The sequence below is a fragment of the Pseudomonas sp. W5-36 genome, from assembly GCF_046540455.1.
In the GTDB taxonomy this organism is placed as follows: domain Bacteria; phylum Pseudomonadota; class Gammaproteobacteria; order Pseudomonadales; family Pseudomonadaceae; genus Aquipseudomonas; species Aquipseudomonas graminis_B.
Genome location: NZ_JAXCIQ010000012.1, coordinates 140,294 through 156,038 on the forward strand (window position 1 = coordinate 140,294; position 15,745 = coordinate 156,038).

General features: G+C 58.7%; 15 protein-coding genes. 3 read left to right on the forward strand and 12 right to left on the reverse strand.

The window, feature by feature from the left end; translation table 11 throughout:
* Positions 1-21: 21 nt before the first annotated feature.
* Positions 22-789, reverse strand: a complete 768-nt coding sequence (locus SLW74_RS19125) for a TerC family protein (protein ID WP_410929782.1) — start codon at positions 787-789, stop codon at positions 22-24.
* Positions 790-855: 66 nt separating this feature from the next.
* Complete coding sequence (locus SLW74_RS19130) at positions 856-2,163, reverse strand: CitMHS family transporter (RefSeq protein WP_410929783.1); 1,308 nt, start codon at positions 2,161-2,163, stop codon at positions 856-858.
* 321 nt (positions 2,164-2,484) lie between these two features.
* Here SLW74_RS19130 and SLW74_RS19135 point away from each other — a divergent pair, with 321 nt between their 5' ends.
* Positions 2,485-2,886 (forward strand): GFA family protein, encoded by a 402-nt coding sequence (locus SLW74_RS19135; RefSeq protein WP_065987897.1) that lies wholly within the window; start codon positions 2,485-2,487, stop codon positions 2,884-2,886.
* A gap of 30 nt (positions 2,887-2,916) precedes the next feature.
* Here SLW74_RS19135 and SLW74_RS19140 read toward each other — a convergent pair whose 3' ends face one another.
* From SLW74_RS19140 to SLW74_RS19185, 10 genes are all read right to left on the reverse strand, one after another.
* Entirely contained in the window at positions 2,917-4,878 is a 1,962-nt protein-coding gene (locus tag SLW74_RS19140; protein WP_410929784.1) for a DUF4105 domain-containing protein, read from the reverse strand.
* On the reverse strand, positions 4,875-5,195 hold the full coding sequence (locus SLW74_RS19145) for a DUF2388 domain-containing protein (protein ID WP_065987895.1): 321 nt from the start codon (positions 5,193-5,195) through the stop codon (positions 4,875-4,877). The genes SLW74_RS19140 and SLW74_RS19145 overlap by 4 nt, the downstream gene beginning before the upstream one ends.
* Positions 5,196-5,232: 37 nt before the next feature.
* Positions 5,233-5,538 carry a DUF2388 domain-containing protein gene (locus SLW74_RS19150; protein WP_410929785.1) on the reverse strand — a complete coding sequence of 102 codons (306 nt, stop codon included), beginning with the start codon at positions 5,536-5,538 and terminating at the stop codon, positions 5,233-5,235.
* A 116-nt stretch (positions 5,539-5,654) separates the two neighbouring features.
* Positions 5,655-5,972, reverse strand: a complete 318-nt coding sequence (locus SLW74_RS19155) for a DUF2388 domain-containing protein (protein WP_410929794.1) — start codon at positions 5,970-5,972, stop codon at positions 5,655-5,657.
* Between the two features lie 365 nt (positions 5,973-6,337).
* Positions 6,338-6,553: a DUF1127 domain-containing protein gene (locus SLW74_RS19160; protein WP_093466716.1), complete on the reverse strand. Its 216-nt coding sequence runs from the start codon at positions 6,551-6,553 to the stop codon at positions 6,338-6,340.
* Between the two features lie 319 nt (positions 6,554-6,872).
* A complete protein-coding gene (locus SLW74_RS19165; RefSeq protein ID WP_410929786.1) occupies positions 6,873-8,366 on the reverse strand; it encodes an acetyl-CoA hydrolase/transferase family protein in 1,494 nt (497 codons plus the stop codon).
* 186 nt (positions 8,367-8,552) lie between these two features.
* Positions 8,553-9,998 carry an NAD(P)(+) transhydrogenase (Re/Si-specific) subunit beta gene (locus tag SLW74_RS19170; protein WP_065987891.1) on the reverse strand — a complete coding sequence of 482 codons (1,446 nt, stop codon included), beginning with the start codon at positions 9,996-9,998 and terminating at the stop codon, positions 8,553-8,555.
* Positions 9,998-10,318 (reverse strand): NAD(P) transhydrogenase subunit alpha, encoded by a 321-nt coding sequence (locus SLW74_RS19175; RefSeq protein WP_065987890.1) that lies wholly within the window; start codon positions 10,316-10,318, stop codon positions 9,998-10,000. Before SLW74_RS19175 ends, SLW74_RS19170 begins: the two co-directional genes overlap by 1 nt.
* An 11-nt stretch (positions 10,319-10,329) precedes the next feature.
* Positions 10,330-11,451 (reverse strand): Re/Si-specific NAD(P)(+) transhydrogenase subunit alpha, encoded by a 1,122-nt coding sequence (locus tag SLW74_RS19180; protein ID WP_410929787.1) that lies wholly within the window; start codon positions 11,449-11,451, stop codon positions 10,330-10,332.
* Positions 11,452-11,876: 425 nt separating this feature from the next.
* The gene (locus SLW74_RS19185; RefSeq protein WP_410929788.1) at positions 11,877-12,773 is read right to left on the reverse strand and encodes a LysR family transcriptional regulator; all 897 of its coding nucleotides are present in this window, start codon (positions 12,771-12,773) and stop codon (positions 11,877-11,879) included.
* A 173-nt stretch (positions 12,774-12,946) separates the two neighbouring features.
* On the opposite strand from SLW74_RS19185, the gene SLW74_RS19190 reads away from it, so the two are divergent.
* Together SLW74_RS19190 and SLW74_RS19195 are read left to right on the forward strand one after the other, a co-directional pair.
* Complete coding sequence (locus SLW74_RS19190; protein WP_192130531.1) at positions 12,947-14,128, forward strand: acyl-CoA dehydrogenase; 1,182 nt, start codon at positions 12,947-12,949, stop codon at positions 14,126-14,128.
* Positions 14,129-14,138: 10 nt separating this feature from the next.
* Complete coding sequence (locus SLW74_RS19195) at positions 14,139-15,359, forward strand: CaiB/BaiF CoA transferase family protein (protein WP_065987886.1); 1,221 nt, start codon at positions 14,139-14,141, stop codon at positions 15,357-15,359.
* Positions 15,360-15,745: the final 386 nt, after the last annotated feature.

Below are 15,745 nucleotides of genomic sequence, written 5' to 3' on the forward strand. Positions count from 1 at the left end.
TTGATGTCTGTGCGGCGGACGTTATTGACCCGGCACGTCTTTGTGAAGTTTCACCGGGTCCTGCATCTTGCGCTTCTTCGCCATTGACGTGCGCATCTTGATGTTGATCGCTTCAACCGCCAGCGAGAACGCCATGGCGAAGTAGACGTAGCCCTTGGGCACATGCACATCGAACGACTCGGCAATCAGCACGGTACCCACGACGATCAGGAACGACAGCGCCAGCATCTTCAGCGATGGGTGCTTCTCGATGAAGTCGCTGATGACGCCCGCGCACAGCATCATGATCAATACCGCCACGATGATCGCCGCGACCATCACCGGTACATGGGAAACCATGCCGACAGCGGTGATGACCGAATCCAGCGAGAATACGATGTCGATGATTGCAATCTGAAGGATGGTGTACAGGAACATGCCGCCCTTGCCTTTCGGCTCGTCCAGCGACTCTTCCTCGCCTTCCATGCCGTGATAGATCTCCTGCGAGCTCTTCCACAACAGAAACAGACCACCGAAGAACAGGATCAGGTCGCGTCCGGAAATGCCCTGCCCCCATACCACGAACAGGTCGTCGGTGAGGCGTATGACCCAGGTGATCGACAGCAGCAGCAGAATCCGCGTCACCATCGCCAGCGCCAGACCGAAGATACGGGTGCGCGGCTGCATCGCCTTGGGCATGCGGCTGACCAGGATCGAGATCATGATGATGTTGTCGATGCCCAGCACGATTTCCAGGGCAGTCAGCGTGAAGAAAGCAACCCAGATCTCAGGGTTGGTCAGCCATTCCATTACGTATTCCTTTAAGCGTTCGTATTCCCGCTGGCGCGGCGGCGCCAGAGGGAGCGTTGAGTTGCGTTATAGACTGCTGGAGAACGGGAAAATCCCCATCAGCAGCGCAGCGATCAGAATGCACACGCACACCAGCACGGCCCATTTGAGGGTAAAGCGTTGGTGATCACCGAACTCGATGCCCGCCAGCGCCACCAGCAGATACGTCGACGGCACCAGCGGACTCAACAGGTGGACGGGCTGGCCGACGATCGAGGCACGTGCCATTTCCACCGGGCTGATGCCATAATGCGAAGCAGCTTCGGCGAGGACCGGCAGCACGCCGTAGTAGAACGCATCATTGGACATGAAGAAGGTGAACGGCATGCTGACAACGGCAGTGATCACGGCCAGGTAAGGGCCCATCGCGTCCGGGATCACTGCCAGCAGGCTCTTCGACATCGCGTCGACCATTCCGGTGCCGGACAGGATACCGGTAAAGATCCCCGCAGCAAAAATCAGTCCGACCACCGCCAGCACGCTGCCGGCGTGGGCCGCTACGCGGTCTTTCTGCGCTTGCAGGCACGGGTAGTTGACGATCATGGCGATACTGAATGCGATCATGAACAGCACCGGCAGTGGCAGCAAGCCCATGATCAGCGCGACCATCAATACCAGCGTCAGAGCAGCGTTGAACCAGATCAGCTTGGGACGACGGGCTTCGGGAAACTGCGAAACGCTGATGTCGCTGTGGTCGACTTCGTCACCGGGCAGGTGCAGTTCACCCAGGCGCGCACGCTCGCGTTTGCCGTAGAAGTAGGCGATCACCAGGATTGCCACGACGCCCGCCAGCATTGCCGGGATCATGGGCACGAAGATGTCGGATGGATCGACATGCAGGGCGCTCGCCGCACGCGCGGTCGGGCCGCCCCATGGCGTCATGTTCATCACGCCGCCGGCCAGAATGATCAAGCCGGCCATGATGCGCGGGCTCATGCCCAGACGGCTGTACAGCGGCAACATGGCGGCCACGCAGATCATGTACGTCGTGGCGCCGTCACCGTCCAGCGAGACAACCAGCGCCAGCACCGCCGTACCGACCGACACTTTTACCGGGTCGCCCTTCACCAGCTTGAGGATCTTGCGCACGGCCGGGTCGAACAGCCCGGAGTCGATCATCAGTGCGAAATAAAGGATGGCGAACATCAGCATCACGCCCGTTGGCGCAAGCTTGGTGATGCCCGCAAGCATCATTGGGCCGATTTCCGAGGCGAAGCCTCCGAACAGGGCAAATACGATAGGAACGATGATCAAGGCAATCAGCGCTGACAGGCGCTTGCTCATGATCAGGTACATGAAGGCGACGACCATGGCGAAGCCGAGGAAGGTCAACATAGCAATACTCCAGCGTTACGCGGCGGGGAACAGACGAGACGAATCGATCAGCTCAAAACGAGCGGCGCGTGGAGTCGGGGATTACGGAGGGGGTACTGCAGGGCACATGCAAGCATCGGGAATCACCTAATTGTTGTTGTAGATGGGCCGGAGAACGTCAAGCGCGTTCGTCCTGGCCGACCGGTCTGTCGCCGGCGGTGAGGTGATGCTAAACGGGGAAGCTTTCAGCCAGCTTTCGCTGCACTTCGCGAGTTGACGATCGGGAATTTGAGTTATCGACCTCGGATGCGGTCAGACCCCTACATAACCTGGAGAATGCTCATGAGTGAATTGCATACCGGTGGATGCCATTGCGGCAATCTGCGTTACCAACTCGATGGCCCCGTGGATGACGTTGCCCACTGCCACTGTTCGATTTGTCGGCGCACGTCAGGCGGCATCGTGATGACGTGGACCAGCGTGCCGGTCGAAGCCTTCAAATGGCTGGCGGGCAGTCCCACTACTTATGATTCAGGTGCGACGTGTGTGAGGTATTTCTGCAATAACTGTGGGGCGCAGATCGCACTGTTCAGCCGCAACAGTCCGGAGACCATGGACGTGACCATCGCGACTCTTGATCATCCGGAGCTGACGCCTGCCGATCGACACATCTGGACCGACAGCCGCCTGCCCTGGCTGCACCTGGACGAGCATTTGCCGGGTGAGCCCGGGGAAACTGCCTGAATCATTGCGGGCCGTGCCGCTGCGCAACGATCAAGGCAGCTCCAGCCCGCCCGCTGCCTTGTGCAATGCCCGCAGGTGCTCGCCGACCTGCTTGAGGTTGTCTTCGGTCGCTGCAATCTCGGCGGCGCGGTCGGGATCAAGCAGCGCCCTCACCTCTGTGTCTAGATCGCCGCTGAGCCGTTGCAGCTGTTTCTGCCGCTGGCTGCTCTCGTTTTCCAGACGCTCCCACTCGCCTTCCTGCGGCAGACCGTAGCCGCCGCTGCCGAGCAATTCTGCGGGGCGACTCAAAAATCCGCTGTTGGCCAGAATGTCCTGCAGCGTGCCGGTCGCTTTGGACACGCCGTTGTCCTTCTGCTCCACGGCACTGAGGTATCGCTGCTTGACCTCATCCTGCGCCAGCAATAATTGACGACGCAGCCCGGCCTGCTCCAACAGCAACATTGCAGCGCTGGTGCGCAAATCGGCCTGCGCAAAGTAAGGGCGTCGCTCTTGCGGTGTCAGAGCCAGCCAGTCTTCCACTGTGGTTTGCTTGACGCTGGTGGTCTTGCGCAGCACATCGAACATCGCCTGATAACGGTCGCGGTACGAGTCGAAGCGGTAGCCCATGCGCAGCGCTTTCTTGGGATCGTCCAGCACGCTGGTGTCCGCCAGCCCCCTGCCCTTCAGCACTTCCAGAAGTCCGTTGGGCATGATGCTGTCCAGCCCGACAAGCCGCGGATCGTTAGTGCCACTGCGCAGCAACTTCAGGTTTTCCACCGCGCAGTTATTGGACAGGAACCAGTAATCCCCGTCATAGGCCCAGTGCATCTCCGCAGCGTGCTGAACCAGACCGTTGATCTCTTCACGGGACAGTTTCAGCGGGACCGAGGCCAGGCCGCGCAGTTCGGTCTTGGTGTACTCATCGATCACCTGACCCAGCGGCAGGACAAACAGGCGCGACGGATACTTGCCGGTCAGGCCGCTCCAGCTGGAAAGTTGCAGGTCGTTGACAAAAGCGCGATACGACAGCACCAAATGCTGATCAAGGTCGAGTCGGCAGTCGGGGCCACGCGGGCGACCGGGCTTGCAGATCACCAGCCGCAACATGCTATGGCCCCAACGGCTCGCCAGATTCTGGTTGGCCTCGGCCAGCAGGTAATCGACTTCGTACACCCGCTCGGGGTCGAGCTTGCCCAACGGCTGTCGGGCGAAGTCGTTTCCGGCGTTGAGGTAAGGATAGGACGTCGGACACTGATCCTTCGTCGCGGGCGCCCAGTCGAAACGAGCCTTGTAATAGTCGTACAGCGCCGGACGGCGACAGGCGTAGGCGGGATCGAGGAGGAAATACTCCATGTTCACCGCAACGAATTCCAGCGGGCTGCTGATTTCGTAGATGTCGGGGCTGCGCGCGACCTGGCCATTGCGCTCTTCCCTGTCACCGCGGCGGCCGACGTATTGCGGCCATCCCGCCAGATCCAGAAGGCGCGGATCATCACTCAACGTGAAGCGTCGGTCGGTCTGTCCCCGGCAACTGTCACGCAGGCCGACTTTGCCCACGCTCTTGCCCTGCCGGGTACACGCGACAATCAGCTTGCGGTCTTCAGCGGACCAGAGCTGCGCGTGATCATAAATGTGGGTCAGCTCATGCAGCACCGTGGCGAGCATTTCTTCGCGCACGGTGCCATGAGGACGGTTGGTTCGGGTCGTTGCAGCGCTGCCGTCGGTCAGGCCTGCGAGCAGGTGCTGATTCAGGTCCAGACGGTAAGGGCCGTCTGCACGGCCGTAGGCATTGGACGGCATGTCGTCGGTCCAATGCACTTCGACCTTTCTATCAAGCTTGCTGACAAACAGTGGCGGCAGGTGCGCCATGGCTTCGTCGAGCAATGTCTGGCTGGCCTTTTGTTGAGCAGGACTGAGCCCGTCGGTATGCAGCGACAGGCTGAGGTCGGCGAAGGCGCTCGTGCAGATCAGCGAGAGCGCCGACGTCAGCAGCCAGACAGCGAGGTGTTTCACAGTGCGAGGATGGCCTCGGCGAGGTCCTGATCGCTGGCGTTGCGCGCTTCAGGCAAACGATCGCGCAATGTCATGAAGGCTGCGTCGAGCAGTGCGCCATGGATATCACCGTTGCTGGCGACGTAGCTGGCGGCGTCGTCACGGGCTTCAAGCACGAGTTTCCAGTTGCGCACGGATGAGGTGGTGTCGGAGGTGAAATCGATGCTGCGGCCGAGGGCGCGAACGACGATGTTACTGGTGGCCTTCAGGGTTTGCGCCTGTGCCATGTCAGTCAGCAAGAGCAGGCCGAGGGCGGCAGCGATCAACGGGGTACGCATGGAACGTCTCCAAAATACGGAAGTTACAAAAAAGTGACTATTGGACGAGGATTGCCTGCGCCAGTTCAAGGTCGCTTGCATGAAGTTTTGGATGGGATTGACGCAGGTACGCCAGCGCCGATTCCAGTCGTGCTCCTCGCAGTTGGCCGTCACTGGCGACAAACACTGCAGCATCATCCTGGGCGGCAATTATCAACTTGCTATCGAACGGCCCTGTCGTCACCTGGCTGGTGGCGTATCCGGTTTTGACCAGGCTTTGTGTGGTGACATCGAACGCCTGAACCTGAGTGGAAATACTCAAGATGGCGATGACGGCAAGCACTGGGCGAGACAACGGATGCATGGCTATTCAGGGCTGTTCGGGGTCTGCGGTATGGGTTGCAAGGCTAGCGCAACACCCGGGCCAGAGCTAGTGCAAAGGCCCGGGCGTGGGCTGGATAAATCTGTCGCTGTACTGAATCAGATGGCAAGAATCGCCTGCGCCAGTTGCGGATCCGACGCTCGCAGGCCCGGTGCAACCTCGCGGATGTGTTGCAAGGCGCCCTGAAGCTTCACGCCACGGATCTCGCCTTCGCTGGCAACGAAGCTTGCAGCGTCGTCGCGGGCGGCCAGGACGATCTTGTCGTCATGAAAGGAGGAGGAAATTTTTGACGTGGCATTGGACGAAGCATCGAGCGCACGGACAATGGTGTCGGTGGTGACCACGAAACTGGAAGCCTGGGCTCCAGTGGCGGCAACGATCAGGAAAGCGGCACTTAACAGACGAACGCGGGACATCATGTAGGCACTCCAAAATAACGGGATTCGAAAACCACTGACGCTTAAATCGGAAGCTCAGCGATAGCTGTCTCGCGAGTGCGTGCTCAAGGTGGCGCAAGATTAGCTTATAAGCGGGCGCGCGAACCATCCCGGCCTTATGCCAGTTGCCGCGATACAGCCAATACCTGCCTAAATCGCCCGTAACTATTAGGCTGTATGGGTGTGTTGAAAAGGTTGTGGAAACTGTACTGGTTGGGGTTGCCTTGCTATTTCTCCCGGCCTGAAGCGACAAAACCCGTCAGCAGTAACCTGCTGACGGGTTTTGTTTGAACAATTCAGGATGCTGGTGAGAGGCACGTAGCCTGCGACCAGCAGACGCTAGATTAGCGCCAGAACGGCTTGCTCAGCTCTTCGTAACGCTGGGATTCGCTGATACCGGCGTCAGCCAGCAAGCGTGCATCCAGACGAGCCAGCTGATGACGGCTGGACAGGCGACGCTGCCAGAGCATCAGGTTGGCGAACATGCGCAGCGGCAACGAGGCTTGTGCGGTTTTTGCGGTGTCTTCGTAGAACAGTTCGGAACTGACGGTGCGTTCCATGATGCTTCTTCCTTCCGCTTGTGGCGGGATTAGAGAGTGACTTGATTGGTGACAATATTCCTCTCATTGCCCTTCTCTCTCTAGACACAGTTCATTTGTATTGTGCTGCTCCAGTTAACTGTTAAAGACCACTGTTTTGTTCGGAAGTGGGGCAACTGTACGGGTCTGCACCAGAAGTGTGCTTTTTGGATACTCGCACGGATGATTTGCGGTTTTACATCAGCCAAATCACCCGTACAGCAGTACAGTTTTTGCCGGATTTGCGTTCAGTTCGCGAACTGTGACGACGAAAGGTCGCCGCCACGTTGAAACTGTGTGTTCAGATCGCCAACATGCGGCCGGTTTCTTCCAGGTTCAGGTGCCAACTGAGTGCGTCGCGCAGAACGTGCGGAGTGTGACCGCCAATTGCGCAGGCGCGGCGGAAGTAGTCATTCAGCGCCTCGCGATAGGCCGGGTGCACACAGTTGTCGATGATGACCCGGGCGCGTTCGCGGGGCGCCAGGCCGCGCAGGTCTGCCAGTCCGATCTCTGTCACCAGAATGTCCACGTCGTGCTCGGTGTGGTCTACATGGCTGACCATAGGCACCACACTTGAGATCGCCCCGGCTTTGGCGATGGACTTGGTCACGAAAATGGCGAGATGGGCGTTACGCGCGAAATCCCCCGAACCCCCGATCCCGTTCATCATCCGCGTGCCACCCACGTGTGTGGAGTTGACGTTGCCGTACAGATCGAACTCCAGGGCGGTGTTGATACCAATAATGCCCAAGCGGCGGACAACCTCTGGATGGTTCGAGATTTCCTGAGGACGCAATAACAGTCTGGATCTGTACTGCTCGAGGTTTTCATAGACCGCAGCATGCTTACGCTCCGACAGCGTCATGGAGCAGCCCGAAGCAAAATCCAGCTTGCCCGCCTCGAACAGGTCGAACGTTGAGTCCTGCAGCACTTCCGAATACATGGTCATGCCATGAAAGGGCGAATCGATCAGCCCTGTCATGACGGCATTGGCGATCGTGCCTACCCCGGCCTGCAGCGGCATCAGCTGATTGGTCAGGCGGTTCACCCGCACTTCGTTCTTGAAAAACTCGACCAAGTGGCCCGCGATAGCCTGAGTGTCGGTGTCTGCCGGCAATACCGTCGACGGCGAGTCCGGTTGATTGCTGATCACGATCCCCACGATCTTGGCCGGATCGATCTTCACGGCCTGGCTGCCGATTCGGGTGTCCGTCTTCAGCACCGGGATCGGCAGGCGTGTTGGTCGGTAAGTGGGTATATAGATGTCATGCAGTCCCTCGAGCTCCAGAGGCTGGGCGAGGTTGATCTCGATGATCACGTGTTCGGCAAGGATGGCGAAGCTCGCCGAGTTGCCAACGGACGTGCTGAGCACCAGGTGCCCTTCCTCGGTGATCGCCACACATTCAATCACGGCGATATCCACGGCCTTGATTTGGCGATTGCGCAACTGCTCGACGGTGTCCGACAGATGCTGGTCGATGAACATCACGGTGCCGTCGTTGATGGCCTTGCGCAGGGTGCTGTCGACCTGAAACGGCATGCGCCGGGAGAGCACGCCGGCTTCGGTGAGTTGCTTGTCCAAATCGTTGCCCAGGCTGGCGCCCGTCATCAGGCTGATCTTCAGCGGAACTGTCTTGGCGCGTTCAGCCAGCGCCTGGGGCACGGCCTTGGCTTCGCCGGCGCGGGTGAAGCCGCTCATGCCGACGGTCATGCCGTCCTTGATCAAGGAAGCGGCGTCGGCCGCGCTCATTATCTTGCTCATCAGCGACGGCAGACGGATTCGTTCACGGTGCATGTTGTTTGATCTCATGACAAAGATGCGTGAGCGAAGTCTAGAGAGTTGAAGCTTGTTCGTCCCGCTACCAAGGTCGCAATAAAGGCTCTAATTAGCACCTCTGCGCGAGAAACACTTTTACCCAGGCTGTAAAAAACCCTCGACCACTACCTGCGCCGAGGGTTGTTTTATTGCGGTTTGCAGCGGTTATTCGATCGCTTTGACCATGTCCTCGATAACCTTTTTGGCGTCACCAAAAACCATCATGGTTTTGTCCAGATAGAACAGTTCGTTATCCAGGCCTGCATAGCCGCTGGCCATGGAGCGCTTGTTGACGATGATGGTCTTGGCCTTGTACGCCTCAAGGATCGGCATGCCGGCAATCGGCGACTTTGGATCGTTCTTGGCCGCCGGATTGACCACATCGTTGGCGCCAAGCACCAGGACGACATCCGCCTGACCGAATTCGGAGTTGATGTCCTCCATCTCGAACACCTGATCGTAAGGCACCTCGGCCTCCGCCAGCAGTACGTTCATGTGCCCCGGCATCCGGCCGGCCACCGGATGGATCGCGTACTTCACCGTGACGCCCGCGTGGGTCAGCTTTTCGGTCAACTCTTTAAGCGCGTGTTGGGCTCGAGCGACTGCCAGCCCGTAGCCCGGCACGATGATCACGGTATCAGCGTTGGTCAGCAGGAAGGTCGCGTCGTCAGCCGATCCCGATTTGACCGGGCGGGCTTCCTTGGTGCCGCTCGCTGCACCGGCATCTGCTGCGCCACCAAAGCCGCCACCGATCACGTTGAAGAACGAGCGGTTCATCGCCTTGCACATGATGTACGACAGAATCGCGCCGGAGGAGCCAACCAGCGAGCCGGCGATGATCAGCATCGAGTTGTTCAGCGAGAAGCCAATACCCGCTGCTGCCCAGCCTGAGTAACTGTTGAGCATCGACACCACGACGGGCATGTCTGCGCCACCAATCGGAATGATCAGCAGCACGCCGATCACGAACGCGAGGATCAGCATGATGCTGAACGCGAACAGGCTGCCCGTCAGCATGAACGTGATGCCGAACAGCAGTGTTGCCAAGCCCAGAATCAGATTGAGTTTGTGCTGACCGGCAAACTGCACCGGCGCGCCCTGAAACAAGCGGAACTTGTACTTGCCCGACAACTTGCCAAAGGCGATGACCGAACCGGAAAACGTGATCGCCCCGATCGCCGCGCCAAGGAACAGCTCCAGGCGGTTGCCCGCAGGAATCGGATCGCCCAGGTGGTGAACGATGCCCAGCGACTGTGGCTCGACCACGGCAGCGATAGCGATAAACACGGCTGCCAGACCAATCATGCTGTGCATGAAGGCAACCAGCTCCGGCATCTTGGTCATCTCGACGCGCTTGGCCATGATCGAACCGGCAGTGCCACCGACCAGCAGACCGATAAGGATGTAGCCGATGCCTGCGCTGGCACCGTCGGTGGACAACGCGGCCAGTTTGAACACGAGTCCGATCGTGGTGAGAACAGCCAGCCCCATACCGAGCATGCCGAACAGGTTGCCTCGACGCGATGTGGTCGGGTGAGACAAGCCCTTCAGCGCCTGGATGAAGCAAATGGCCGAGACCAGGTACAGCAATGTGACGAGGTTCATGCTCATTACTTGGCTACCTCGTCTTTTGCCTTGGGCGCTTTCTTTTTGAACATCTCCAGCATCCGCCGGGTGACCAGAAAACCGCCGAAGACGTTAACGGCGGCCAGCGCGACGGCCAGTGTGCCCATGGTTTTGCCCAGTGGCGTTACTGTCAGCGCTGCGGCCAGCATGGCGCCGACGATGACGATGGCCGAGATAGCGTTAGTAACCGCCATCAACGGGGTATGCAGCGCAGGCGTCACGTTCCAGACCACGTGGTAGCCGACATAAATGGCCAGCACGAAAATGATCAGGTTGTAGATCCCGGGTGAGATGAACTCTTCCATTATTTTTATCCTCAGCCGTTCTTGCGGATGACTTGGCCATCGCGGCACATAAGGCACGCGGCAACGATGTCGTCTTCGAGGTTGATCTGGAACTGTCCTTCCTGGTTGAAGAGCAGCTTCATGAAGTCCAGCAGGTTGCGTGCATAAAGAGCAGACGCATCCGCCGCGACCATGGAAGGCAGATTCGTGTGGCCGACGATGGTTACGCCGTGCTCGACTACCACTTGGTCTGCCACTGTCAGCGGGCAGTTGCCGCCCTGCGCTGCAGCCAGATCAATCACCACCGAGCCGGGTTTCATCTGCGCGACCGTTTCAGCGCTCAACAGCACCGGCGCTTTGCGACCGGGAATCAGCGCCGTGGTGATCACGATGTCCGCCTGCCTGGCGCGCTCATGCACGGCCACTGCCTGACGCTGCATCCAACTGGCCGGCATCGGGCGGGCGTAACCGCCGACGCCCACGGCAGCCTCGCGCTCTTCGTCTGTCTCGTACGGCACGTCGACGAACTTGGCCCCTAGCGACTCGATCTGCTCCTTGACGGCCGGACGTACGTCGGAAGCCTCAATGACCGCACCCAGACGTTTGGCAGTGGCGATGGCCTGGAGCCCCGCAACGCCCGCGCCGAGAATCAGCACCCGGGCTGCTTTCACCGTACCGGCCGCTGTCATCAGCATGGGCATGAAGCGTGGGTAGTGATGCGCTGCCAACAGGACAGCCTTATAGCCGGCAATGTTGGCTTGGGAAGACAGCACGTCGAGGCTTTGCGCGCGCGAGGTGCGTGGCGCCGCTTCGAGGGCAAAGGCGGTGATCCCGCGCTCGGCCAGCCTGGTGATCATGTCGTTATTGAAAGGATTGAGCATCCCGACAACTACTGCGCCGCTTTTGATCAGCGGGAGTTCAGCGTCGCTGGGAGCGGAGACCTTGAGAATGAGTTCGGCACCGAATGCATCGGCGGCGCTGCCCACCAAGGCGCCTGCTGCCTCATAGGCACTGTCGGTCACGCTCGCCGCAATGCCCGCGCCGTTCTGAACAGTTACTGTGTGGCCTTGGGCGATGAGCTTTTTGATGGTCTCGGGAGTGGCGGCGACCCGGGTTTCACCAAGCTGGGTTTCGAGGGGGACTCCAATGTGCACGTCAAATCTCCTGCGTGATCTTATTGTCTTTAATGAGGCCAGCGCGCTAGGGCCCGGGGGCTGGAATTGCGATCACTACGCCCGTTAAAGCAGCCGGGCGCGGCATTTTGCAGGGGATGTCAGAGGCCTTCAAGGGTTTCTGTAACTGAACGAAAAATGTACTACAAGTCACCCTGTGACCGTTTGACGCACTAAATCGCACAAGTGTCTGATGCTAATAATCTTTTATGAATTTTGAGCCCGCAGGGGGCTTCCGATGACGAAGTTATCAAATGACCTAAAAACAGGCTGGAGGGCTCTATTCGTATGACTATTGGAGCGTTAGGGTCTGAGCCAAGAAGTGTGTCGTAAATGCGACAAATCAGGATATCTGTAGGTTTTGAAGTGGGCGTACTACATGAAATCTTCAAGACGCAGATGAGTGTTTAAGGCAGCGAGTAAGTGTCGGCCTGTTGAATCAGCCAGTCGCGAAACGCTTTCAGGGACGCCGATTCCGTTTTGCGCTCCGGGATCATCAAGTAGTACGCCTTGGTGCTCGAGAGATGGTGCGGGTTGGCAATCACCAGGCGCTTCTCGGCCAGTTCATGCTGAATAAGAAACGGCGGGATGAGCGCCACACCCATGTCGTGCATGGCGGCCTGCGCTAGCATTGAGAATAGCTCGTAACGGGGGCCTGTCATGTCGCGGGCCACGCCCATGTCCAGCGAGTTGAACCATTGCCTCCAGGCGTACGGCCGAGTGGTCTGTTGCAGCAGCGGCATCTCAGCCAGTTCTTGAGCGCTGATGCTGTGGCGTCCCCCAAGCAGCACGGGGCTGCAGACTGGCATCGGGTTTTCGCCCATCAGTCTGTGGGATTCGGTACCGGACCAGTCAGCATCCCCAAAATAGATCGCCGCGTCGAATTCGGTGTCCGCGAACAAAAAGGGGCGCGTGCGGTTGGTCAGGTTAATAGTGACGTCAGGGTGTTTCTTCTGAAAATCCTTCAGGCGCGGCAGCAGCCACTGCGTGCCGAATGTGGGTACCACCGCGAGTTCGATCACATTGACGCCCTGATGACCCATCACTGACAGGGTGTCGCGTTCAACGGCATCGAGTTGCGTCGCAATGCGTCGGCTGTAGGAAAGGCCTGCCTCTGTGAGCTTTACGCCCCGTCGCGAGCGCCGGAACAGGCCGACATTCAAGAACTCTTCCAGGCTGGCGATCTGTCGGCAGATCGCGCTCTGGGTCAGCGAAAGCTCTTCGGCCGCCTTGGTGAAGCTTTCGTGCCGCGCCGCTGCCTCGAAGCTTACCAACGCAGCGGTGCTAGGGATTTTACGGCGCATGTACCTTTGCCTCACACGGAAGGGCGGACAGACTGCTAATTGGTGTGCTTCGGAGTGAGAAATTAGCACAAGATGATGCGAAATCGTCGTTTGCTCCTTTGAAGGGTTCAGGCCTAGGCTCGCTCCACTACTTTTCCGGCAGGTCCGGAAGCGCATTGGGTGAGGAGAGAATCATGAGCGGCAAGGCAAGTTTCAGTTGGATCGATCCCCTGTTGCTGGACCAGCAACTCACCGAAGAAGAGCGCATGGTCCGCGACAGCGCCGAGCAGTTCGCCAGCGACAAACTGGCGCCGCGTGTGCTTGAGGCCTTCCGGCATGAAAAGACAGATCCAGCGATCTTCCGCGAGATGGGTGAGATAGGCCTTCTCGGAGCCACGATCCCGGAGCAGTACGGCGGTAGCGGTCTGAACTACGTGTGTTACGGCTTGATCGCTCGCGAGGTCGAGCGCGTTGATTCCGGCTACCGCTCGATGATGAGCGTGCAGTCCTCTCTGGTCATGGTGCCTATCAACGAATTTGGCACTGAAGCGCAAAAACAGAAGTACCTGCCAAAACTCGCCTCCGGTGAATGGATCGGTTGCTTCGGCCTCACCGAACCCAATCATGGTTCGGATCCGGGCGCGATGATCACCCGCGCGCGGACCGTCGAAGGCGGCTATCGACTGACCGGTAGCAAAATGTGGATCACCAATAGCCCGATCGCCGACGTGTTCGTTGTCTGGGGCAAAGATGACGCTGGGGACATCCGCGGCTTCGTATTGGAAAAAGGCTGGCAAGGCCTGACTGCTCCAGCGATTCACGGCAAAGTCGGCCTTCGCGCTTCGATCACCGGCGAGATCGTGATGGACAACGTGTTCGTGCCGGAAGAGAACATCTTCCCGGACGTCCGTGGTCTAAAAGGGCCTTTCACGTGCCTGAACTCCGCCCGCTACGGCATCTCCTGGGGCGCCTTGGGGGCTGCCGAGTTTTGCTGGCACACCGCGCGTCAATACACGCTGGACCGCCAACAGTTCGGCCGTCCGCTCGCAGCTAATCAGCTGATTCAGAAAAAGCTCGCAGACATGCAGACCGAGATCACGTTGGCGCTTCAAGGCTGCCTGCGTCTTGGCCGGATGAAGGACGAGGGCACTGCAGCAGTGGAAATCACCTCCATCATGAAACGCAACTCCTGCGGCAAGTCGCTGGACATCGCGCGTATGGCCCGTGACATGCTGGGCGGCAACGGCATTTCTGATGAGTTCGGTATCGCCAGGCATCTGGTCAACCTGGAAGTGGTCAATACCTACGAAGGTACTCATGATGTCCATGCGCTCATCCTGGGGCGCGCGCAGACCGGCATCCAGGCCTTCTATTAAGGAGCCTGCAATGGGCGCGTTATCGCATTTGCGTGTGCTGGACTTGTCTAGGGTGCTCGCCGGCCCGTGGGCAGGACAGATTCTGGCTGACCTGGGTGCGGAGGTGATCAAGGTCGAGCGCCCGGGCAATGGCGACGACACGCGCGCCTGGGGACCGCCCTTTCTGAAGGATCCGCGCGGAGAAAACACGTCCGAAGCTGCCTACTACCTGTCTGCCAACCGTAACAAACAGTCCGTCACCATAGACTTCACTCAGCCTGAAGGGCAGAGGCTGGTTCGGGAGCTGGCGGCGAAGTCCGATATCGTCATCGAGAACTTCAAGGTTGGCGGATTGAAGGCTTACGGTCTGGACTACGATTCGCTGCAGTTGGAAAATCCCAGGCTTATCTATTGCTCGATTACCGGGTTCGGTCAGACGGGGCCCTACGCCAAGCGGGCAGGTTACGACTTCATGATCCAAGGGCTCGGTGGGCTAATGAGCCTTACCGGCCGGGCCGAGGGTGAAGATGGCGGGGGGCCGGTCAAGGTCGGCGTGGCGCTGACGGATATTCTGACAGGGCTGTATTCGACCTCCGCGATTCTTGCTGCTCTGGCGCATCGGGATCAGGGAGGGGTTGGTCAGCACATCGATATGGCATTGCTGGATGTGCAGGTCGCCTGCCTCGCGAATCAGGCGATGAATTACCTGACGACAGGCGTCTCCCCAAGGCGACTGGGTAATGCTCATCCGAACATCGTGCCCTACCAGGATTTTCCCACTGCCGACGGCGATTTCATTCTCACGGTTGGGAACGACAGCCAGTTCCGCAAATTCGCAGAAGTGGCCGGGCAACCGCAGTGGGCCGTCGATCCGCGATTTGCGACTAATAAGCAGCGCGTGGCGCATCGTGCCGAACTGATCCCGCTGATTCGGCAGGCCACCGTCTTCAAGACCACGGCCGAATGGGTCATGGCGTTGGAGGGGGCTGGCGTACCGTGTGGGCCTATTAATGATGTCGCCCAGGTATTCGCAGATCCGCAGGTGCAGTTCCGCGGTTTGCAGGTGCACTTGCCGCATGCGTTGGGCGGGACGGTTCCTCAAGTCGCCAGCCCTATCCGTTTATCAGCGACGCCTGTTGAATATCGGCGTGCGCCGCCGTTGTTGGGAGAGCATACGTGGGAGGTTCTCACCGGCGTACTGGGCTTATTAGACGCTGATGTGATGAAGCTGCGCGAAGCGGGTGTTGTTTAAGAGCTAATGCTCTGGCGGGTCTGATTGGCTGGTCTCTATATAAACAGAAGGAAGTACAGGATTTCATTGGAGTTTTAGCTTTTTCAGTAAAAGTTCAAATTAGGTGTTGACGCCCCTCTGGATCTGTCTATAATTCGCCCCACTTCCGGCGCAGACGAAACGGAAAACTCCTTGATAATCAAAGAGTTGGACGAAGTAAGCAGCGAGGAATGCTTCGGTTCACTTCGGTTCAGATGCTTGAATCGACAGCGGTGAAAAAGGCAGTTGACAGCAGGTTGTAACGCTGTAGAATTCGCCTCCCGCTGACGTGAGACGCCAAGTCGAACGAAGCGCAAGTGGTTGAAGTTGATCAGGAAACTTTGAAAACTTCTTAAAATAACCGCTTG

Bases quoted from the DNA above. Each gene is read 5' to 3' on its own strand.
- SLW74_RS19125 (WP_410929782.1), bottom strand. From the start codon at position 789: ATGGAATGGCTGACCAACCCTGAGATCTGGGTTGCTTTCTTCACGCTG.
- SLW74_RS19130 (WP_410929783.1), bottom strand. From the start codon at position 2,163: ATGTTGACCTTCCTCGGCTTCGCCATGGTCGTCGCCTTCATGTACCTG.
- SLW74_RS19135 (WP_065987897.1), top strand. From the start codon at position 2,485: ATGAGTGAATTGCATACCGGTGGATGCCATTGCGGCAATCTGCGTTAC.
- SLW74_RS19145 (WP_065987895.1), bottom strand. From the start codon at position 5,195: ATGCGTACCCCGTTGATCGCTGCCGCCCTCGGCCTGCTCTTGCTGACT.
- SLW74_RS19150 (WP_410929785.1), bottom strand. From the start codon at position 5,538: ATGCATCCGTTGTCTCGCCCAGTGCTTGCCGTCATCGCCATCTTGAGT.
- SLW74_RS19155 (WP_410929794.1), bottom strand. From the start codon at position 5,972: ATGTCCCGCGTTCGTCTGTTAAGTGCCGCTTTCCTGATCGTTGCCGCC.
- SLW74_RS19160 (WP_093466716.1), bottom strand. From the start codon at position 6,553: ATGGAACGCACCGTCAGTTCCGAACTGTTCTACGAAGACACCGCAAAA.
- SLW74_RS19165 (WP_410929786.1), bottom strand. From the start codon at position 8,366: ATGCACCGTGAACGAATCCGTCTGCCGTCGCTGATGAGCAAGATAATG.
- SLW74_RS19170 (WP_065987891.1), bottom strand. From the start codon at position 9,998: ATGAGCATGAACCTCGTCACATTGCTGTACCTGGTCTCGGCCATTTGC.
- SLW74_RS19175 (WP_065987890.1), bottom strand. From the start codon at position 10,318: ATGGAAGAGTTCATCTCACCCGGGATCTACAACCTGATCATTTTCGTG.
- SLW74_RS19185 (WP_410929788.1), bottom strand. From the start codon at position 12,773: ATGCGCCGTAAAATCCCTAGCACCGCTGCGTTGGTAAGCTTCGAGGCA.
- SLW74_RS19190 (WP_192130531.1), top strand. From the start codon at position 12,947: ATGAGCGGCAAGGCAAGTTTCAGTTGGATCGATCCCCTGTTGCTGGAC.
- SLW74_RS19195 (WP_065987886.1), top strand. From the start codon at position 14,139: ATGGGCGCGTTATCGCATTTGCGTGTGCTGGACTTGTCTAGGGTGCTC.